Here is a 20,763-nt window from a genome sequence, read left to right as displayed (position 1 = left end):
TGGCGACCGCGGCCGGAATGCGCGATCAGCCCTCGCGCGAACGCCGCGTCAATTCAACTGTCGCCGCACGCAATTCGCCTGCCGAATCAATCGGCGTCGCATAGCCGACCCGTGTCCGTGCCACGCCACGGGGTGTCACCACTCGCAGATCCAGCCCGTACCGGTCGGCGCGTTCGCAACTCGCCTCGGTCGCGTCCGGATATCCACCCAATACCTGTGCCATCGACAACAGCGCGTCCGCGTGATCGTCATTCAGGTGCGTGATCGCGCGCCCCGCCACCGGAACGACCGGATCCGGCGCGGCCGCCAGATACTGCTCTGCCGTCGCCGAATCCATCCGCCCGTACCCACCGACCCATCGAACGCGCCGCACCCGCAACACCCACAGCGAGAAATCGCTGTAATCCACGTAGTACTTCGCCGCCGGCACCGCCGCCAGATGCGCCGCACGTGCTGCCGCAGCCTCATCGCCGACCGGACGCTCCACTACGCCGGCCAACGTGATCCGGGTACCGGCCAGCGGATCGGCGGGCACATCGGGCGACACCACCGACAGACTTGCCCGCGGATCCGCCGCGAGATTGCGACCGTGCTCGGCCATCCGCGATACGCACAGCACCGGCTGACCCTCGAGCAGCCCATAGGTGACGAACGACGCCCACGGACCGCCGTCCTCGCTCAAACTCGCCAGCGTCGCGATATTCGTCGCCGCCGCAACAGTTCTGGCCTCCTCGGCCGCCGAGGGGCGAGCGGAATTCAGCACCGGCGCGGTCGGCTGAGGAATCGAAGGCGCTTCGCCCGGATCACCGTGATCGAGAGTCATACCGTCCATCCTCGCAGGTATCCACTGCCATCCAGCGCGGTATCCCGCCCGGGGAGGCCGTAGCGCAGCGGGACCACCGAGGGACGTGGAACAGCTGACATCGGACACTCGAAACGCCGACGACCGCATCTCGAACCGATCGATCGCGCGCGCAACGGCCGCGGATCGGCAAGACTGGCGTGCGTGACCAGATACGCATTCGATGCCGACCGCAACGCCCTCGTCGCCATCTGGGCGACCGGACGCGGCGATCTCTCGACCACGGTGGCCGAGCTGCCACCGATAAACCAGGACCAGGCAACGAGTTTGGCGTCGAATCTGACCATCCTGTCCCGGTTCCAGTGGCGCACCTATACGCATCCGGCAAGTGCGGCAGGTGATCCCGACGTTCCCAATAGCGAGGCCTGGCGGCGCGCGGAAGAGCGCCGCAACTTCAAGGAGGTCGAGGCCGGAATCCGCACCCCGAACCTGCCGACCGACCACGGCCTCGTCGTTTCCTACAGCGGCGTGGTCGAATCCGCGCACCGCGTCGGGCGCACCCTGCACGCCATCGACGACTCTGCCCTGCGTGACACCATCGCCGGCGAGGTCCGCACCGAACAAGCCGCCATCGAATCCGCCGAACTCGGCGATCTGTCCGGGCGCGCACGCCAAGCCGTCGAACTGTCACGCCCGGATGTCTCACCGGCCCAGGTCCAGGCCGCCGACGACCTACTGCGCGCCGACCCCCTCGGCACCCTGGAACTGTTCACCGAACTCGACCCCGCCTCCGCATCCGTCGCGGCCGCGCATTGGCTCTACGCCGCCGCCGAAGTCGCGGGCGAACTCGCGGGCGTGCCGACCGCCGACGTGGTCGTCGAAGCCGACGATATCGAGGCACTGCAGGTCGAAACCCCGACCCTGGTGCTGGAGCGCCTGACCAGCGGTGAGACACCGACCGAGATCGTCGTCGACCTCATCGCCGAGGCCATGGCCGTCTCCGAAGGACACGTGCCCGCACCATGGTCGGTGGTGGCCCGCGTCGCCGAAATCGAAGAGCAGGCACGCAAATTCGATCTCGACAGCGCCTCCCGCGCCGCCCTCCTCGATGAGTTCCGGATCAGCCGCCTCGACCCCACCCGTCCGGCCCTCGACCTCCTGGAAGATCTCCTCGACGGCATCCGCGGCTGCCTGCTGCTCTACTCGGCCCACACCGCGGGCGACGACGCCGAAGTCGAAGCCCAGTTCGCCGCCGACGTCAGAGGGGAAGCCGACACCCACCCCGACCAACTGTTCTGATCCGGGCGCCGCCGATCAACCACAGCGCGCAGACATCTGACGCGCATCGGCGGCCAGCCAGCGGAGCAGCGCGTCGTAAACGGCGTCGTGGTTGAGCAGGGCGAAATGGTTGGCTCCGGGGATATGCAGACCGTTGGCATCATCGAAACCGATGCGGCGGGCCCGATTTCGGCCGGCGCCGCTGGCGGGCAGGACCAAACCGTCGCCGATGATCCGGCCCAGCGGATGGCGCGGGCTGTGGGTTACCGAGGCGGTGACGAAGTAGTGGTCGGCGCAATCGAGCAGCGGTACCTCGCGAATGGCTCTGCGGCGCAAGGCATCCGCGTCCATGTCATGCCAATCCTCATCGACGAGCGAACCGTGGCGCAGGTCGCGAATGCCGGCGCTGCGGCGGCGCAGCAGCCGACCGAACGGCCGAGTCTCCGGTATTTTCACCAATGCGGCGGAGGCATAGTGGACGAGCTGCTCCAACGGTGCACCCAAATGCGGTGATCCGAGACAGACGATCTGCCGCACCCGGCGCACCCACGGCAGGTCGGCCTGATCGGCGTCGTAGCAGGCGCCGCGCGCGATCAGGCCGCCCATGGAATGTCCGACGAGTGCGATCTGCTCGACCTGCACCGGCCAGTTCTCGACCAACCGCTGCAGCATGCCGTTCAGTAGACGGGCGTTCTCCGGGATGTGCAGTCCGCTGTTGTATCGAACCATCAGCGCCGTGCAGTCGAGATCGGCTTCGAGCCGCTCGGCATAGCTGGGCCGCCCGCCGAGTCGCCAAGCGTGTTCGGTCTCCACCAGACCGTGCAGAAAAACCACGATGCGTGGGCGCGGATTCGACACCACATCGCCGACCCATCCCGGCGCGACCGGTTCCCCATTGATCCGAAATGTCATCGGCCCGGCCAGAATCGGCAGCTCATCCTCGAGACTGTAGCCGATCAAACCCTGCAATGCCGCCAGGAATCCGGACCCGTAGACCGTGCGTGAGGGCACCGGAGCGCCGGGTACGTCCACGGTGCGCTCCGCCAGGGCTCCCGCAGCTACTGCGGTTCCGCCGACCAGCCGGTATACCCCATCGGTAATCGCATCGTGCACCACCTTGACCGGCTGCGCGGCCGGTCCGACACCCAGTCGCACCGCCGCGAACACTCGGTCCGAGATGGCTCGATGCACCGCGGCGATCCCTTCGATCGCACCACCCAGCTCATCGCCCGCCAACCGTGCGAGTGCCTGTATCTCCGCCTGTCGTTGCCGCTCGGGCTCACTCATCCATTCAGTGTACAATTGTTCACTGAGATTTCGTGTCGGAAGCGGCGGCCTAAGACGGGATGCGGCTGACTCCGACCGCGGTTTCGGTGAGACTGCCGAGGTAGAGCGTGCCGTCGTGTTCGACAACTCCGGTGACCATCGCGTAGTCGGTGCCCTCGGCCTGTAGGTCGTGCACGACCTTGCCGTCGAAGTCGACGGCCATCACCCAGGCGGTGCGCGGCGGTTCGGGCTGTACCCATTCCGGTAGCGCCCAGACGATACGGCGCAGGATGCCGGGCAGGGGAAGTAGACGGTCCAGCAATGGATTTCGTGGTGACGGCAGGGTGATCCACACCAAACCGTCGCTGCCGAGAGCCATATTGTCCGGGAAGCCGGGCAGGTTCTCGATCAGGCGGTCGTAGGTGCCCGCCTTCGGCCCGGTGAGCCAGTAGCGGGTCACGCGGTAGGCGCCGGTCTCCGCGACGAGCACGCTGGAGCCGTCGGGGGAGAGGACCACGCCATTGGCGAATTGCAGGCCGTCGATGAGGGTTTCGAGCTTGCCGGACGGATCGAGGCGGAACAGGCGGCCGGTGCCGGAATGCTCCAGCAGGTCGCCCATCCACTCGTCCAGCGGATAACGACGCGACGACGAGGAGAAGTAGACGGTGCCGTCCGCGGCGCGAACCACATTGCTGGCGAAGGGGAGTGGCTCGCCGTCGATCTCGTCCACGAGCACCTCGATCTCGCCCGCGCTGTCCAGCCGCAACAGGCCGCGATGGAAATCGCAGATGAGCAGCGACCCATCGGCATCGGCATGCATACCGAGCGGACGGCCGCCGGTATTCGCCAGCAGGCTCACCGTGCCGGTCGCGGGATCGATGCTGTAGACCGAACCGTCATCGACTCCCGCAATGATTCGCCCCTCGGCGGTGCGCACCACGTCCTCGGGTGCCGCGCCGGGCAGTTCCAATCGCGTGATCTGGGGAAGTGGTGTGGCACTACGCGTTTCGCGAGCTCGGGGTGGGGCAGGCGGTGGCGTCCAGCGCTGTGGCTGCATTGTCGATCCGGCGACCATGGCTCACCCTATCCCGGGCCGACGAGCGGCTGTCGAGAGTCGACCGATAATTGCATATCCATACGTAGATATGCGCATCTGACCATGTATTCTCCCCTAGAGCCGAAACAACATGCGTCCGGCTTCGCCGAACGCAGCACAGACAAGGAAGGGGGCGCGCTATGGATAACGGAGGGACAAGTCGGAATAGAGGGTAAAGGCATTCCCGATACAGCGTGGGTGGTGCATGCAGGGGGAGCGGGGAGGGCTGGGCTCGACACCATGGTTTCGGGAGTAGTTGCTTCCCCGCCGCGTCAGCGGTGCAGGGCGGTCTCGCGCTGCAAACGCGAGAGTTTCTGGGGATTGCGCACGGAATAGATCCCGGTGATGAGGCCGTCGTCGATTCGCGCCGCTATGACGGCATCGATCTCGCCGTCGAATCGCAGTATCAGCGCCGGGTGGCCGTTGACGAGGGCAGGCTGTGCCGACCTCGCGGTGAGGTTACCGAGCGCGGCGGAGAGGAGGCTGCCTACCGCGTCGGCCCCGGCGATGGGCACCAGCGCGGCCTGTGCGAGTCCGCCACCGTCGCCGAGGAAGACGACATCCGGTGCGAGAATGTCGAGCAGACTCTGGAGTTCGCCGGTTTCGACGGCTCGCTGGAATGCCGCGAGCGCGTCTCGGGTTTCGGCTGCGGAGACCACCTCGCGTGGTCGGCGCGCGGCTACGTGTGACCGAGCCCGGTACGCGAGCTGGCGGACCGCGGCCGGGCTCTTGTCGACCGCTTCGGCGATCTCGTCATACTCCAGATCGAATACTTCGCGCAGCACGAACACCGCCCGCTCGACGGGCGTGAGGGTCTCCAATACCAGCAGCATCGCCATCGAGACGCTGTCGGCCAGTTCGATGTCCTCGGCGACGTCGGGTGCGGTCAGCAGCGGTTCGGGCAGCCAGGGGCCCACGTAGGACTCCTTGCGGCGACCGAGCGCGCGGAGCCGGTCGAGCGACTGACGGGTGGCGATTCGGACCAGGTACGCGCGTTGATCCTGCACCGTGTCGAGATCGACGCCTGCCCACCGCAGCCACGTTTCTTGCAGGACGTCTTCGGCGTCGGCGGCCGATCCGAGCATTTCGTAGGCGACGGTGAACAGCAAGTTGCGGTGCGCGACGAATGCTTTCGTCGCGGGGTCCGGACGGTCGCTGCTGCTCTCGCCGTGGTCGGCGGGCGTGGTCTGCGACATGCCGGGCATGGGCGGCTCCTGTTCACTTTCGAATGTGTCACCCATCAGACGTCCGATCCTGCCGTTTCGTAACAGCGGGGCAGTGGTGGTGTGCGTCACATCCAAGTGCTGTTACGTGAATCGGGGTGGCGCCGTCTCATGGTCGTTCAATCAGCACCACGAGTTAGGACTGAAGTCATGGAACCCCGTTTCAACCTGAACGACAACGAGTTCGGCGCCAAGATCGGCAAGCGATTCGCCAACACGAGCCTGGCGATCATGCAGTCGTCGCTGCCGAAGTCCACGGTGGAGTTGGTGGAGTTGCGCGCCAGCCAGATCAACGGCTGTGGTTACTGCGTCGACGCCCACACCAAGGAGCTGGCGGCCGCCGGCGAACCCGCGGTTCGGATCAACCTGGTCGCGGCTTGGCGTGAGGCCACCGTATTCAGTGAGGCTGAGCAGGCCGTGCTGGCATTCGCGGAGGAGGGCACTCGACTCGCCGACGCGAATCGCGGTGTGTCCGACGAGACCTGGGCTCAGGTGCGTAAACACTACGACGATGACCAGATCGCCGCGCTGGTCTACCTGGTCGCCATGATCAACGCCGCCAACCGGCTCCTGGTGATTACACAGACCAAGGGCGGCTCGTACGTGCCCGGCACATTCGAGAGCGTAGCGAGCTGATCCAGCCGCGGACCGGGCCCAGGATCGTTCGGGCCGGGTCCGCGCATGGGGGAGCGCACAGACCTGCAGCAGCGCCCCGGACGACGTCGCGGGGGACCGAGATCGGTTCACGAGGAACGAATCCGGTGGAACTGCAATCTTCAGTGCGCTTGAAACTACATCTGATTATATAGATATGCGTATTAAACTATGTAACTCTCCAACTCCCGTCTCACCAAAGCCGCACAACCCAAAAGACCGCACAGACAAGGGGAGCCTCCAGTCGCTGCGCCGGCCGAAGCATCATCGGCGGGCGCAGCGACTGGTCCTAGGGATTGACCGAGAAGACGTGCCAGAGCACAGCAAGCGTGGCCAGCGTGAAAAGCGGTGACAGAATCCAGGTTTCGACCTTGTTCCCGGTCCGTTCGATCACCGGCACACAGGTACGCAGCGGGAACGGCCAGAACAGTCGGCACCCCTTATCGGTGAGGCAATCACCGGCGAGGTGGGCCAGCGCCCCGAGTCCGACAGCGAACGGTAACCACGCCGGTTTATCGGTGATCCAGTGATCCATCGCGAACGTCCCTGCCGCGGCGAGGATTATGACGGTGCCCCACGCCTCGATGCCCTCGCCGGAGGGGCACAGATGCAGTGCCCGCACCGCCAGTGCGAGCAGGAAGAACACCAAACCGAGTGTGAAATATCTTCCGAGCCAATGCTCACCCGCCCAGGTCCCGTAGGCGACGGCGATCACGAAGGCGAACGAGTGTGTGGCGTGCCGATGTCCACCGGAGATCCAGGAAATCAAGCGGCACAGGTGATAGGAGATCGGGCCGAGTACATGCGCGATGGTGCCGTTCGGATGGTCCGCATCGGGCAGTAGCGCGGCCCCTGCTGTGAGGAAGGTACCGAGCAATACCTCGACGGCACCGAGATGCGCGTCGCCAGTGGGCAATACCGGATAGACCAACGCCGAGATGGGCAGCGTGGCCGCTGCCACCGACCAGGCGAAAGCGCCACTGGTCGCATGTGAATGTCCTAGCACTGCATGAAGGTTAGTTGACCACAACTCATTTCAAACAAACGAGACTAACCAGCTGGTGAAAACGTGTCGGGGGGAGGGGATTTCACCGTGAGCGGCCAGACACGATCGGTGTGCCCGGTGTGCATGGAACAGCCGGCGAACGGTCCGTTGGGGTCGAACAGCACGTCCATATGACTATCGGCATGGTCCAGAAACCATAGCGACAGGCCCAATTCGGCGTTGAGTCGATAGAGTTCCCAGGATTGCCAGAGCGCCTCCAGCCGCGCCACGGCTTCGGTGTGCCGCCACCACTCCGGACACCAGGCGAGACCGTTGTCGGCCACTTTGCGCCGATAGACCTGGGCCAGGTAATTCTCGACGAACTCCACGACCGATCCATAGACCTGTGTCCGCTGCTCTTTCATGGCGCCCCCGAGGACAGTGGCATTCCAAACAGCTTCGAGAGTAGTCACGAAATCTACTGAGGTCCTTTGGGAAACCTTTGCAATAGCTATGCGGAGCGCCGCGAACGCGGATTTACAATGCGATCGAGGGCGTGCAGGTCCGATTCCAATGCGTAGAATACGCGCAGCGCGCCGACGAATGCGAAAAGGCTGACCACGCACAGGATCACGATGGGGCCGACTACCGTCTGCTGCTGTGCCGCGTCCAGGTAGACCAGACCGCCCGCCACTCCGATGAGGGGTACGGAGGCAGCGATGCCGAGATAGATCCGGCTGCGGCGGGCGAGCCGCCGCAATCGGATGGTGTCATCGGGGGAACTCTGTGCGATGCCGAGCAAACCCGGGTAGTACCAGCGCAGTACGAAGAAGGTGATCGGAAAGTACGAGTACACCACCGCGACCGCGGCCGCGACCAGATGGGATGCGATGAGGTTGATGGTGAATCCGAGGGGCAGGTTCGCGGTGTAATGCAACTGGGTCAGGAAGATCACCAGGGATAACGCCCACCCGGCGAACCCGACCACCGCGATGCGGTCGCCACATGCGAGAGTGTCGGCGCGTGCCCGCGCCAGTGTCTCCTCGTCGTAATGCTTACCGCGCCGCAGTCCGTCGGGAACCAGGAACACCAGACGGCACCAATACAGCAGGGCGAGAATCCCGATCGGGTAGCCGATCGCGCCGAGCAGTGTTGCGAGGCGTTGGAGTTGGACGCTCGCCTCTGCGGTGAGTTGCGCATCGAGCAGGCGCGTGTTGTGCGCTGAAAGGTAGAGCACGCCGAGGAATTGCCCCAGCATGCTGGACAGCGTCACCACCGGCATCGGCCGCATCCGCAGTTTGGCGCGGATACTGCGCGCCGGCGGGTCGACGAGATCGCGGGCGGTGCGGTCCAGGGTGAGATCGAGCTGACTGGCGAGTTCGGCGCCGGTGGCGAAGCGGTCGGCGGGATCGGGGGACAGGCAGGTGAGCAGGGCATGCTGCAGTACCGGTGGGCAGTCCGGCGGAATGTCGGCGGCGAAGCGGTCGGGGACCGGCTGGCGACGCAGTTCGATCATCCGTTCCAGTGATGTATCCGATTCGCCCGCACTGCGTTCGTCGTCGAAGGGGAGTCGGCCGGTGAGTAGTTCCCACAGCACGACTGCGAGTGCGTACAGGTCGCTGCGTGTGTCGAGGTCGGCGGCGGTGGTCGCCATGGTCGGATGGCAGGCCTCGAGCTGCTCGGGGGACATGTAGGCCAGTGAGCCGCCGAAGTAGGCGGCGGGGCTGGCGCCGGGGATGTGACGGCTGAAGCTGATATTGAAGTCGGCGAGTTTGGGTTGCCCGTCGACCGTGAGCAGTACGTTGGCGGGTTTGATATCGCGGTGCAGCACACCGGCATGGTTGGCGTAGTCCAATGCGGAGGCGAGTCGACTGCCCAGCCACGCAACGGTTTCCGGCCAGCTCAGCCGTGCGACCTCGGTACGGGTAGCGGATGGTTGCGGTTCCAGCACCCCGCCGCTGGCGGCCGCCTCGTCGACGGCGTCGAGCAGTAGTCGACCGGTCTTTCCCGCGACGCCGGTGCGGCGGAGCAGCCGCAGTACGCCGAGCAGGGTCCCGCCTGGAACGTACTGCATGTACATCAATTTCAAGTGTTGATCGGCGATCTGGCGCTGATCGAAGACGCGCACGATGTTTTCGTGATCGAGCCGGGCCAGCGTCTGACCCTCACTGCCGCGATCATGGGAGATCTTGACCGCGACGAGCCGCTGCATCGAGCGCTGTCGTGCCAGAAAGACCCGGCCGAACGCACCCTGGCCGAGCAGGATCAACATATCGAAATCGTCAACGGTCGCACCGGGATTGATGGAGTCGAGCGTCGCGAGCGCGGCCGGATCGGTCAGGATGGTGGTCCGGAAGTGATCGCCATCGAGGCGGTCGGCGATCCGCGCCATCTGCTGCGAATACCGCTGCTTGTATTCGGTGAGATCCAGATCGTGATCGAACTGGCGGCGCGCGGTGATCTCCTCGTAGATCAGATCCGGAGGCAGTGGGGCGGTGTGGAGTTCGGGAAATTCGGCCAGGTACTCGTCGAGGCGCTTTTCGGCCGTTTTGCGGATCGACCGGTGATGCAGATCCACCTTGATCAACTCGATCAGCGCCGACCGCCGCAGTGCGGTTTCGGTGGGCAGGTGCGGGATCAGCTCGGGTGGTTCGCCCGCGGCCTCCCACTCACCCGCGAAATCGGCGACCGCCCTGGCCAATACGGCCTGAGCAGCCATCGCGCGATCCCCACCGTGCTCCGGTGGTACCGCGCCGAGCTGGGTATTCATCGTCGGCTCACTCGATCGAGGTTGGTGTCCCGGACAGAACCGAGAATATTCGATTATCGTCGTCCGCTGCTGATCTTCGCCACCGATGTGGGTCGCCGGGCTGGTCCCGGCGCTCGATTCGTAGTTGAGTGATCGTGGACCAGCGCCTTTCGACCAGTAGGAGGAGACCGTCATGAGCACGCTGTCGGATCGACCGAATGCCGCCTTGATCGTGATCGACGTGCAGAACGGTGTCGTGGGTGAGGCGTATCAGCGGGACACGGTGGTCGCGAATATCGGCACGCTCGTCGAGAAGGCCCGGCAGGACGGTGTTCCGATCGTCTGGGTGCAGCACTCTAGCGAGGAGCTCGTGCCGGGGACCGTTGCGTGGGAATACGTTCCGGAGTTGGTACGTGCGGAGTCGGAATCGTTGGTACACAAGAAGTTCGGCGATTCGTTCGAGGATACCGAGCTTGCGGAGATACTGGCGGAGGCGAGGGTCGGGCGTCTCGTGGTGACCGGCGCGGAGACCGACGCCTGCATCCGGTCCACGATCCATGGCGCCTTCGCACGGGGATACGACGTGACACTTGTCAGCGACGGGCACACCACATTCGACAAGAGCGAATGGGGTGCGCCGCCCCCGGAGCAGGTCATCGCGCACACGAATCTGTACTGGCGTTACCAGACCGCACCGGGAAGGACGGCCGCTGTCGCCGAGACGAAGGACGTGCGCTTCGAATGACGGTGCCCCCGCGAACTATAGGAGTTCGCGGGGGCACCGCACGGGGGATGACCGGCCTTATCGGTCGGTCATTCCTCCTTCATCACACCAGGTCGAACCGGTCCAGGTTCGACACCTTGACCCACGCGGCGATGAAGTCGTTGACGAACTTCTCCTTCGAGTCGTCGGTCGCGTAGACCTCCGCGAGGGCGCGCAGCTGCGAGTTCGATCCGAAGACCAGGTCGACGCGGCTGCCGGTCCACTCGACCGCGCCGGTAGCGCGATCGATGCCCTCGTAGGTTCCGTCATCGGTGGCCGACGGCTCCCACTTCGTGCCCAGATCGAGCAGGTTCACGAAGAAGTCGTTGGTCAACGATCCCGGGTTCGCGGTGAATACGCCCAGCGGCGACTGCTTGTGGTTCGCGCCGAGGACGCGCAGACCACCGATGAGGACGGTCAACTCGGGGCTGCTGAGGGTGAGCAGGTTCGCCCGGTCGATCAGCAGGTACTCGGCCGGGATCCGGTTACCCTTCCCGAGGTAGTTGCGGAAACCGTCCGCGCTGGGCTCGAGCGCGGAGAAGGACTCCGCATCGGTCTGTTCCTGGGTGGCGTCCGTGCGACCCGGGGTGAACGGCACCTCGACGTCGTAGCCGGCGTTCTTGGCTGCCTGCTCGACGGCCGCGGCGCCGCCGAGCACGACGAGGTCGGCGAAGGACACCCGGGTGTTCCCGGTCTGGGCGGAGTTGAAGGACTCCTGGATGCCTTCGAGAACGCGCACCACCTGGGCGAGTTCGTCGGGCTCGTTGACCTCCCAGCCGGCCTGCGGTTGCAGGCGGATGCGTCCGCCGTTGGCGCCACCGCGCTTGTCACTGCCGCGGAACGACGACGCCGCCGCCCACGTGGTCGAAACAAGCTGTGCGACAGTCAGACCCGAAGCCAGGATCTGGCTTTTGAGTGCGGCGATCTCGGCGGCCTCGATGAGGTCGTAATCGGCGGCCGGGACGGGGTCCTGCCAGAGCAGCGTCTCTTCCGGCACCTCCGGGCCGAGGTAGAGGACCTTCGGGCCCATATCGCGGTGGGTCAGCTTGTACCAGGCCTTGCCGAATTCCTCGGTGAGCTCCTCGGGGTGCTCGAGCCAGCGCCGGGTGATCTGCTCGTAGATCGGGTCGATTCGGAGCGAGAGGTCCGTCGTGAGCATGACCGGGGTGTGGGACTTCGACGGGTCGTGGGCATCGACTACGGTGCCCGCGCCTGCACCGTCCTTGGGGATCCACTGGTTTGCACCGGCGGGGCTCTTGGTCAGCTCCCACTCGTACCCGTACAGGGTCTCGAGGAAGCTGTTGTCCCACTTGGTCGGGGTGGGCGTCCAGGTGCCCTCCAGCCCGGAGGTGATCGCGTCCTTGCCGACGCCGGTCCCGAAGGCGTTCTTCCAACCCAGGCCCTGCTCCTCGAGTGGGGCGGCCTCGGGCTCGGGACCGACGAGCCCGGCATCGCCGGCGCCGTGGGTCTTGCCGAAGGTGTGGCCACCGACGATCAGCGCCGCCGTCTCGATATCGTTCATGGCCATGCGGTGGAACGTCTCACGGATGTCGACTGCCGCGGCGAGCGGATCCGGATTGCCGTTGGGGCCTTCTGGGTTGACGTAGATCAGACCCATTTGGACTGCGGCCAAGGGGTTTTCGAGATCGCGGGTACCGGTGTAGCGCTCATCGCCCAGCCAGGTCTGCTCGGGACCCCAGTACACGTCCTCCTCGGGCTCCCACTGGTCGACGCGGCCGCCGCCGAAACCGAAGGTCGGAAAGCCCATGTCTTCGAGCGCGACATTGCCCGCGTAGACCATGAGGTCGGCCCAGGAGAGCTTCTTGCCGTACTTCTTCTTGACCGGCCACAGCAGGCGTCGGGCCTTGTCGAGGTTTCCGTTGTCGGGCCAGCTGTTGAGCGGGGCGAACCGCTGCATACCGGCGCCGGCTCCGCCGCGGCCGTCGCTGATCCGGTAGGTACCCGCGGCATGCCAGGCCATCCGGATGAAGAACGGTCCGTAGTGACCGAAGTCGGCGGGCCACCACTCCTGCGAGGTGGTCATGACCTCGACGATGTCGGCCTTCACGGCAGCCAGATCGAGGGTTTTGAATTCCGCGGCGTAGTCGAAGTCCGCGTCCATGGGGTTGGCAACGGCCGGATTCTTCTGCAGGATCTTGAGATTGAGCTGGTTCGGCCACCAGTCACGGTTGCTTCCGCCCTCGGCTGGGGACTTGAGGCGACCGGACGTCACGGGGCAACCACCGGCGGCGGGTTCCGTATTGGCCTCTCCGATGGGCGGATGTTCCTCAGGCACGGCATTTCCTTTCGGGGGAGTGAGTGAATCGGGCTGTGATCACGGGTGTGATCCGGACATTTGTGCTGCCGAGCAGTCGGGGCACAGGCCCCAATAGATGACCTCGGCCTCATCGAGTACGAATCCGTTGTCGTGTGATGCGGTCAGGCAGGGCGCATCGCCGACGGCGCAGTCGACATCGGCGATGACGCCACACGAGCGGCACACCACATGGTGATGGTTATCGCCGACTCGCGTTTCGTAGCGCGCGACGGATCCCATCGGCTGGATGCGCCGCAGCAGACCGGCGGCCGTCAGCGCGCGCAACACGTCGTATACCGCCTGATGGGATACCGCACCGAGGGTCGCGCGCACGTGACCGAGGATCGAGTCCGTATCGGAGTGCGGATGCTCGTGCACGGCAGTCAGCACGGCAACCCGCGGCGCCGTAACGCGCAGCGACACCCCGCGCAACATGCGCTCGAATTCCGAATTCGTGGACACGTTCAAGAGTATGACTCATTCAAGTCTCCACCGGGAGGGTTTTGCGAAATCTCGAGACGATCCCACAACTTCGCCTGGTCTCTGGACCCGTCGCGTTCTGATGACCCCACAGTCCGCTGCCGGTCCGAGGTCGTGGTTATCGGGAGGGGAGCGGCGGATGAACTGTGAGCGGCCATCGCCACAGCATTTACCTGACATAATGTTGATTATCGGCGTTACAACGGAGGGGCTGGAAGTGGGCGGCTCTTGTTGTATGACGTTGGCATGTAAGGGATTTCGTGACCCTGCCTGCCGAGCGGCTGGCCGGCTACCGGCGAATCTCCGCGCGGAACGTGTGCTGTGGATGCGTGGTGTCCCCTTGTTGCTCGAATCTGTCGGTGTAAATATTCCGGTTGATTCTGGATTTCGGCGGAGAAATGTTGGATCAGCTCGAAGCCTCGGATCTCGACCGTTTGAGCTCGACTCCCCTCTGTGCCGCCGCAACGCTCAAAGCGTCACTGTGACGATTTAAGGGGTGGTGGCAGGAGTCCGGCGAGTCGGATTGGTTTCCGGTTATGAGGCCAGTGCTTGGTGATTGGATCTGTTTTGGGGGTCCAGTTGGCGGCAGGCTGGGGTGATGTTGGTTCGGCGGCTGGTGGCGCTTTATGTCGGGTTGTGGTTGTACGGGTTTTCGATGGCGGTGATGATTCGAGCCGGGCTCGGGTTGGATCCGTGGGATGTGTTTCATCAAGGGGTGGCCGCACATGTGCCGATCAGTTTCGGGGCGGTGACGGCTCTTACCGGAGTCGCGGTGTTGTTGGCGTGGATTCCGTTGCGGCAGTGGCCGGGTCTGGGCACCGTGAGCAATGTCGTGGTGATCGGTGTTTCGGTCGATGTCGGGTTGTGGATGCTGCCGGACTGGGATGTGGTGGCGGTGCGGGTCGGCGCGATGGGTGCCGCGGTGGTTTTGAATGCGGTGGCTACGGTGCTGTATATCGGGGCGGGCATGGGCCCCGGGCCGCGGGATGGACTGATGACTGGACTGGTACGCCGGACCGGATGGTCGGTGCGATTGGTGCGTACCGGGATCGAAGTATCGGTATTGACGACCGGCTGGCTATTGGGCGGCAGCGTAGGCATCGGCACGGTGGTCTATGCGTTCGGAATCGGTCCGCTCATTCAGGTCTTGATTCCGTTCGCGAATCGGTACCTGCCGGGATTTCATGTGGATCGGAAGGCTGAGCCCGATGTTGTCCCGGTGGTGCCTTGATCGCAGTCGGTCGACTCGGTGCCGGGCTTCGAAGTCGGCGGGCGATGTTCGAATTGCCCTGGGTGGCAAGAAGATACCGTCGAACCACTCCCCTTTGCCTCTCCCCGCTACCCCGCCGTAAATCGTCACTGTGACGAATGGCGCCATCGAGCAATGGCCGAAAATGTTGATTTCCTGGCCGCGGTGCTCTCTCGGCAACCGTGTCACCGTTCATACAGTTGTCGACATGACTAGCACTCCGTCCGTGCTCATCGTCGGCGCCGGATTCGGCGGCCTCGCCGCCGCGCTGGAGCTGAAGCGCCGCGGCCACGACGCGTTCACCATTATCGATAAGGCCGACGGGCTCGGCGGGGTCTGGCGGGACAATACGTATCCGGGCGCCGCCTGTGACGCGCCATCGGATCTGTACTCGTTCTCTTTCGCCCCGAATGCGCACTGGCCGAAGCGTTTCGCCGAGCAGCCCGACATCCTCGCCTACATGCATGATGTCGCGCGCCGCTACGACCTCGACAAGCATATGCGGTTCGGTGTGGAGGTCGACTCGGCGGACTTCGATGCCGACCGTGGCATCTGGCAGGTGCGCACGACAGAGGGTGAGCTGCTCGAGGCGGATGTCTTCGTGCCCGCGGTGGGTCAGCTGTCGCGTCCGGTGTGGCCGAATATTCCGGGTATGGATTCGTTCACCGGGGATGCGTTCCATTCGGCGCGCTGGGAACACGATGTCGAGCTGACCGGTAAGCGGGTCGCGATCATCGGCACCGGTGCGAGCGCGATTCAGATCATTCCGGCGATTCAGCCGAAGGTCGGGCAGTTGACAGTGTTCCAGCGGTCGGCGCCATGGATCATTCCGAAGATCGAAAGCTATTACGTGCCACCGAAACTCAATGCGCTGGACAAGCTGTCGATCGTGACGAAGTTCCCGCTGATCCAGCGCGCGGAGCGGTTCGGCTGGTATTCGTTCTACGAGTTGGTGACCTCGGGGCTGGAAGGCAATGGCCGAATCGCCGACGTGATCTCCGGGTGGGCCGACCGGCATCGGGCCTCACAGATCTCCGATCCCGAACTGCTGGCCAAGATGACCCCGGATTATGAGGCGGGCTGTAAGCGCGGGCTGATGGCGAGCAACTACTACCCGGCGGTGTCGCAGCAGAATGTGCACGTCGAGACCTCGCATATCGCCGAGATCACGCCGACCGGTGTGCGCACCGAGGACGGCGCGCTGTACGAGGTCGATGTGATCGTGTACTGCACCGGATTCAAGGCCACGGAGTTCTTGGCGCCCATGACGATTCGCGGGATCGGTGGCAAGGAGCTGCGCGAGGTGTGGTCGGGCGGTGCGCGCGCCTACAAGGGCCTCACCGTGCCGCATTTCCCGAATATGTTCATCATGTACGGGCCGAATACCAACCTCGGCGCGGGTTCGATCATCTACATGCACGAAAGGCAGGCGCGCTATCTGCGCCAAGCGGTCGAGCATCTGCGCGAGGCCGGTGGCTATCTGTCGGTGAAGCCGGAGGTGGAGGCGCGGTTCGATGATGAGATCCAGGGGCGGCTCGAACATACGGTGTGGACCAAGTGCACCAGCTGGTACCGGGAGGCGAGCGGTCGGGTGACGGCGAACTGGCCGGGCCGGATGAGTGAATACGACAAACGGACGCATTTCGATGTCCGCGACTACGAGCTTGTCCGCACCGGAAGGTAACCCCATGACGCACTATGACGTGCTGGTGATCGGTTCCGGTTTCGGTGGCAGTGTCACCGCGCTGCGGTTGACCGAGAAGGGCTACCGAGTCGGTGTCCTGGAGACCGGGCGGCGGTTCGCCGATCACGAATTCGCTGAGAACTCCTGGCATCTGCGCGAGTACCTGTGGGCGCCGAAACTGGGCTGCTTCGGTATTCAGCGGATGACGCTGCTGAACGACACCTTCATCATGAGCGGTTCCGGTGTCGGTGGTGGTTCGCTGGTTTACGCGAACACGCTGTACGAGGCACCGGACGCCTTCTACGGCGATAAGCAGTGGGCACATATCACCGATTGGAAGTCCGAGCTGGCACCGCATTACGACCAGGCCAAGCGCATGCTGGGGGTGACGACCAATCCGGCGACCACACCGTCGGATCGAGTGCTGCGGGAGGTCGCCGAGGATATGGGTATCGGCGATACCTACCGTCGCACACCGGTCGGAGTGTTGTTCGCGGATAAGGAGACTCGGCCCGGAGCTGCGGTCGCGGATCCGTTCTTCGGCGGTGTCGGACCCGAGCGGCGCTCGTGTACGCACTGTGGTGAGTGCATGACGGGGTGTCGGCACGGCGCGAAGAACACCCTGGTGAAGAACTATCTGTATCTGGCGGAGCAGGCGGGTGCGACCGTGCATCCGCTGACGACCGCGGTATCGGTGCGGCCACTGTCCGGTGGCGGATATGCGGTCGAGACCGTGCGCACCGGACGCTGGGTTCGCAAGGCGAAGCAGACCTTCACCGCCGATCAGGTGGTGTTCTCCGCGGCTGCGCTCGGCACTCAGCAGCTGCTGCACAGTCTGCGGGATCGCGGTGTGCTGCCGAATATTTCGCCGCGCCTGGGTCATCTGGCGCGCACGAATTCCGAGGCGGTGCTGGCGGCGCGAACGCGTGATAAGGATTCGGATTTCACCAAGGGTGTCGCTATCACCTCGTCGATCCATCCGAACTCCTACACCCATGTGGAGCCGGTGCGTTATGGCAAGGGCAGCAATTTCATGGGTCTGTTGACGACGGTGTTGGTCGACGGGCAGGAGGGTAAGCGTCGCTGGGTGCTCGGTCTGCGGGAGATGGTGCGGTATCGGCGGGATCTGCTGCGCATGCACAATCCGGCGCACTGGTCCGAGCGGATGATCGGGCTGCTGGTCATGCAGAATGTCGACAATTCGATCATCACCTATAACAAGCGCGGTCTGTTCGGTAAGCGGATGACTACCAAACCCGGTGCGGGACAAGCGCCTCCGGCGTGGATTCCGGAGGGGAACGAGGTCACGCGGCGGGTCGCCGAGAAGATCAACGGCATTCCGCAGGGCTCCTGGACCGAGATGGCCGATATCCCGATCACCGGCCACTTCATCGGCGGCTGCGCGATCGGCGACTCCCCAGATACCGGCGTGGTCGACCCGTATCAGCGGCTCTATGGCTACGAGGGTCTGCACATCGTGGACGGTTCGACGATCTCGGCGAATCTCGGGGTGAACCCGTCGCTGACCATCACCGCGCAGGCCGAGCGCGCGATGTCGTTGTGGCCGAACAAGGGTGAACAGGATCAGCGTCCGCCGCTGGGGGCGCCGTATCGGCGGATCGATGCGATCGCGCCGAAGAATCCGGTGGTGCCGGAGTCGGCGCCGGGAGCGCTTCGGTTGCCGATTACTCCGGTCTGACGGTCGTGGCCGCATCGACGCGATGCGGCTGTCGGCGCTATGCCTCCAAAGTAGACTCGGACTGTGACGCCCGCCCAGCTTCGGGCCTACTGGACCGTGGTGCGGCTCGGCTCCGTCTATGCGGCGGTCAGCGAGCTGGGGATGTTCGACGCCGGTGTCGCGACGCACCTCGCGCGGCAGAAGAAGCTCGACGATCCGCTGTTCACCCGCGCGGCGGCGGGGTCCGGCTTTCCCGCCCGGCGGGCTGCGCTCGGCCGGCCGGGCGGATTCTCGGAGTGCAGCGCCGGACAGCCATCGATGTGACCGAGGCGGCGCACGGCTGACGTGCACGTGACGTTGTGGAGTTGACCCCAGCAGAGGAGCAACACATGGACGACATCGAACGCACGCCGCAGCTCACGGCGTTTCCGCGCATCGACGACTACGGTTTCATCTCCGACTGCGAGGTCACCGCACTCATCGCGCCCAGCGGAGCCGTCGAGTGGATGTGTCTACCTCGCATGGACTCCCCTAGTGTCTTCGCAGCCGTACTCGATCGTTCCGCTGGTTCGTTTCGGTTCGCCCCCGCCGATTTCATGGTGCCCACCGATCGCCGCTATGTCCCCGGCACGATGGTGATGGAGACGAGTTGGCGCAGTGGTGAAGGGTGGGCGACGGTCCGCGATGTGCTGCTGGTCGGGCCATGGCGACACCAGGTACCGGGCCGCAGCGCCCATCGTCGAACTCCCACCGACTACGACGCCGAGCACATTCTGTTGCGGACGGTGCACTGTGAGACCGGGCAAATCCAGTTCGTGCTCGACTGCCAGCCGGCCTTCGACTACGGCAGGCATCGCGCGCATTGGGAGTACCTCGACAGTTACTACAGCGCGCAGGCCGGCGCCGACGGGATCGATCTGCAGTTGACGCTGAGCACCGATATGCGCTTGGGGCTGGAAGGTACGCATGCGCTGGCCCGCACCCTGCTGAAGGCGGGTGACACACGCTTTTGCGCGCTCTCCTGGGGTAGTCGCGACGCGCCACGCGCTGTTGACGAGGCCGACGCGCGGATGTTGCGGACAATCCACCATTGGCGGCACTGGCTGGCCGGTGGGCGGTTTCCGGACCATCCGTGGGCTGCCCAGCTCACCCGTAGCGCGCTGACTCTCAAGGGGCTGACCTTCGCGCCCACCGGCGCCATCAGCGCCGCCGCCACCACGTCATTGCCCGAAACACCAGGCGGACAACGCAATTGGGACTATCGCTATTCGTGGATACGTGACTCCGCTTTCGCGCTGTGGGGCCTGTACACGCTGGGCTTCAGCTGGGAGGCGAACGACTTCTTCTCCTACATCATCAGCTTGACCGAAGACGTCCGGGATATGCAGATCGTCTACGGCATCGGTGGCGAAAGCGACCTGACCGAGCAGACTCTCACCCACCTGCGCGGGTACGAAAATGCCCGCCCCGTGCGTATCGGCAACGGCGCATACCGGCAACGCCAGCACGATGTGTGGGGTGCTGCGCTGGACGCGGTCTATCTCTACGCGCGCAATCAGGATCGAATCGACGCACGAGCCTGGTTGGTGCTGAGCCGGGCGGTCAAAAGCGCCCTCACCTATTGGCGCGAGCCCGACCATGGCATCTGGGAAGTGCGGGGGGAGCTGCAACACTTCACCTCCAGCAAGGTGATGTGTTGGGTTGCCGCCGATCGCGGCGCCCGGCTGGCCCGCATCCATCAGGACTTCGAACGGGCGCATCGTTGGCAACAGGCCGCGGACGAAATCCGCGCCGATATCTGCGCTCATGCGGTCGATTCCCGGCAGGTGTTCACCCAGTACTACGGCAGTACGGCGCTGGATGCTTCGACCCTGCTGATCCCGTTGGTTCGTTTCCTGCCACCAGACGACGAGCGGGTGCGCAACACAGTTTTGGCCATCGCCGACGAACTGACCGAAGACGGCCTCGTATTGCGGTACCGCGTCAGTGAAACCGACGATGGCTGCACAGGGGAAGAAGGCGCGTTCACGATCTGCTCGTTCTGGCTGGTCTCGGCGCTGTCGGAGATCGGCGAGAAGACGCGGGCCAAACAGCTGTGTGAGAAGCTGCTCGCCTACGCCAGCCCCCTCGGCCTCTACGCCGAGGAAATCGACCCCCGAACCGGCCGACACTGGGGCAACTTCCCGCAGGCGTTCACCCATCTCGCTCTGATCAACGCCGTAATGCACGTCATCCAGGACGAACAAGCCATCCTGCGGCAGGCGCTCGGCGGGGAATCGATCGCCCCACGACTCGACGATGCATCATTCACACTGGGATATATGCACCGCTGACCCTGATGCTGCGGCCGGGTTTTCGCGCGACGATTGCACTCGAAATGCCGGCAGTCGCAACGCCGCTGGTCCAGGGCTCGGCCTGCAGACCGACCTCGGCACGAAATCTATTCGCGCATAACAACTTCCGAAGATTTCTATCGATACCGTTGGGCGTCGGGGACCGGCGGAGCCGTGATCGACGGTACGCCAACCGATCCCGTGCG

16 protein-coding genes and 1 pseudogene are annotated in these 20,763 nt (G+C 64.6%); 8 read left to right on the top strand and 9 right to left on the bottom strand.

Annotated elements, in window-relative coordinates; translation table 11 throughout:
- Nucleotides 1–25 precede the first annotated feature (25 nt).
- Nucleotides 26–823, bottom strand: a complete 798-nt coding sequence (locus ON44_RS17175) for a HugZ family pyridoxamine 5'-phosphate oxidase (protein ID WP_040691264.1) — start codon at nucleotides 821–823, stop codon at nucleotides 26–28.
- Between the two features lie 183 nt (nucleotides 824–1,006).
- On the opposite strand from ON44_RS17175, the gene ON44_RS17170 reads away from it, so the two are divergent.
- Nucleotides 1,007–2,101, top strand: a complete 1,095-nt coding sequence (locus ON44_RS17170; RefSeq protein WP_051182120.1) for a hypothetical protein — start codon at nucleotides 1,007–1,009, stop codon at nucleotides 2,099–2,101.
- A 15-nt stretch (nucleotides 2,102–2,116) separates the two neighbouring features.
- On the opposite strand, the gene ON44_RS17165 is transcribed toward ON44_RS17170, so the two are convergent.
- The 3 genes from ON44_RS17165 to ON44_RS17155 form a co-directional block, all read right to left on the bottom strand.
- Complete coding sequence (locus ON44_RS17165) at nucleotides 2,117–3,367, bottom strand: lipase family alpha/beta hydrolase (protein WP_051182119.1); 1,251 nt, start codon at nucleotides 3,365–3,367, stop codon at nucleotides 2,117–2,119.
- A gap of 49 nt (nucleotides 3,368–3,416) precedes the next feature.
- Nucleotides 3,417–4,421, bottom strand: a complete 1,005-nt coding sequence (locus ON44_RS17160; RefSeq protein ID WP_245567201.1) for an SMP-30/gluconolactonase/LRE family protein — start codon at nucleotides 4,419–4,421, stop codon at nucleotides 3,417–3,419.
- A gap of 293 nt (nucleotides 4,422–4,714) precedes the next feature.
- The gene (locus tag ON44_RS17155) at nucleotides 4,715–5,647 is read right to left on the bottom strand and encodes an RNA polymerase sigma-70 factor (RefSeq protein WP_040691255.1); all 933 of its coding nucleotides are present in this window, start codon (nucleotides 5,645–5,647) and stop codon (nucleotides 4,715–4,717) included.
- A 168-nt stretch (nucleotides 5,648–5,815) separates the two neighbouring features.
- Between ON44_RS17155 and ON44_RS17150 the strand changes: the two genes are divergently transcribed.
- The gene (locus ON44_RS17150; RefSeq protein WP_040691159.1) at nucleotides 5,816–6,301 is read left to right on the top strand and encodes a carboxymuconolactone decarboxylase family protein; all 486 of its coding nucleotides are present in this window, start codon (nucleotides 5,816–5,818) and stop codon (nucleotides 6,299–6,301) included.
- A gap of 307 nt (nucleotides 6,302–6,608) precedes the next feature.
- On the opposite strand, the gene ON44_RS17145 is transcribed toward ON44_RS17150, so the two are convergent.
- The 3 genes from ON44_RS17145 to ON44_RS17135 all read right to left on the bottom strand — a co-directional run bounded on the left by ON44_RS17145 (nucleotide 6,609) and on the right by ON44_RS17135 (nucleotide 10,074).
- Complete coding sequence (locus ON44_RS17145) at nucleotides 6,609–7,325, bottom strand: metal-dependent hydrolase (protein ID WP_040691156.1); 717 nt, start codon at nucleotides 7,323–7,325, stop codon at nucleotides 6,609–6,611.
- A 44-nt stretch (nucleotides 7,326–7,369) separates the two neighbouring features.
- Complete coding sequence (locus tag ON44_RS17140) at nucleotides 7,370–7,693, bottom strand: DUF4913 domain-containing protein (RefSeq protein WP_245567200.1); 324 nt, start codon at nucleotides 7,691–7,693, stop codon at nucleotides 7,370–7,372.
- 122 nt (nucleotides 7,694–7,815) lie between these two features.
- On the bottom strand, nucleotides 7,816–10,074 hold the full coding sequence (locus ON44_RS17135) for a serine/threonine-protein kinase (RefSeq protein WP_083897933.1): 2,259 nt from the start codon (nucleotides 10,072–10,074) through the stop codon (nucleotides 7,816–7,818).
- Between the two features lie 172 nt (nucleotides 10,075–10,246).
- On the opposite strand from ON44_RS17135, the gene ON44_RS17130 reads away from it, so the two are divergent.
- Nucleotides 10,247–10,798, top strand: coding sequence for an isochorismatase family protein (locus tag ON44_RS17130; protein WP_040691152.1), 552 nt, complete (start codon nucleotides 10,247–10,249; stop codon nucleotides 10,796–10,798).
- An 82-nt stretch (nucleotides 10,799–10,880) separates the two neighbouring features.
- Here ON44_RS17130 and katG read toward each other — a convergent pair whose 3' ends face one another.
- Nucleotides 10,881–13,112, bottom strand: coding sequence for a catalase/peroxidase HPI (katG, locus tag ON44_RS17125; RefSeq protein ID WP_040691149.1), 2,232 nt, complete (start codon nucleotides 13,110–13,112; stop codon nucleotides 10,881–10,883).
- Nucleotides 13,113–13,151: 39 nt separating this feature from the next.
- Entirely contained in the window at nucleotides 13,152–13,568 is a 417-nt protein-coding gene (locus tag ON44_RS17120; RefSeq protein WP_218007592.1) for a Fur family transcriptional regulator, read from the bottom strand.
- A gap of 643 nt (nucleotides 13,569–14,211) precedes the next feature.
- On the opposite strand from ON44_RS17120, the gene yczE reads away from it, so the two are divergent.
- The 5 genes and pseudogenes from yczE (at nucleotide 14,212) to ON44_RS17095 (ending at nucleotide 20,557) form a co-directional block, all read left to right on the top strand.
- Nucleotides 14,212–14,844, top strand: coding sequence for a membrane protein YczE (yczE, locus tag ON44_RS17115; protein ID WP_040691249.1), 633 nt, complete (start codon nucleotides 14,212–14,214; stop codon nucleotides 14,842–14,844).
- 226 nt (nucleotides 14,845–15,070) lie between these two features.
- A complete protein-coding gene (locus tag ON44_RS17110; RefSeq protein ID WP_040691246.1) occupies nucleotides 15,071–16,546 on the top strand; it encodes a flavin-containing monooxygenase in 1,476 nt (491 codons plus the stop codon).
- Between the two features lie 4 nt (nucleotides 16,547–16,550).
- The gene (locus ON44_RS17105; protein ID WP_040691144.1) at nucleotides 16,551–18,245 is read left to right on the top strand and encodes an FAD-dependent oxidoreductase; all 1,695 of its coding nucleotides are present in this window, start codon (nucleotides 16,551–16,553) and stop codon (nucleotides 18,243–18,245) included.
- Nucleotides 18,246–18,308: 63 nt separating this feature from the next.
- Nucleotides 18,309–18,565, top strand: a pseudogene (locus ON44_RS17100) (LysR family transcriptional regulator); the annotation flags it as partial.
- A 48-nt stretch (nucleotides 18,566–18,613) separates the two neighbouring features.
- The gene (locus ON44_RS17095) at nucleotides 18,614–20,557 is read left to right on the top strand and encodes a glycoside hydrolase family 15 protein (protein WP_063721578.1); all 1,944 of its coding nucleotides are present in this window, start codon (nucleotides 18,614–18,616) and stop codon (nucleotides 20,555–20,557) included.
- Nucleotides 20,558–20,763: the final 206 nt, after the last annotated feature.

The sequence above is a fragment of the Nocardia vinacea NBRC 16497 genome, assembly GCF_000308835.1.
Lineage (GTDB): Bacteria > Actinomycetota > Actinomycetes > Mycobacteriales > Mycobacteriaceae > Nocardia > Nocardia vinacea.
Note: the sequence above shows the minus strand (reverse complement) of the source record. Positions and strands in the feature narration are given on the sequence as shown.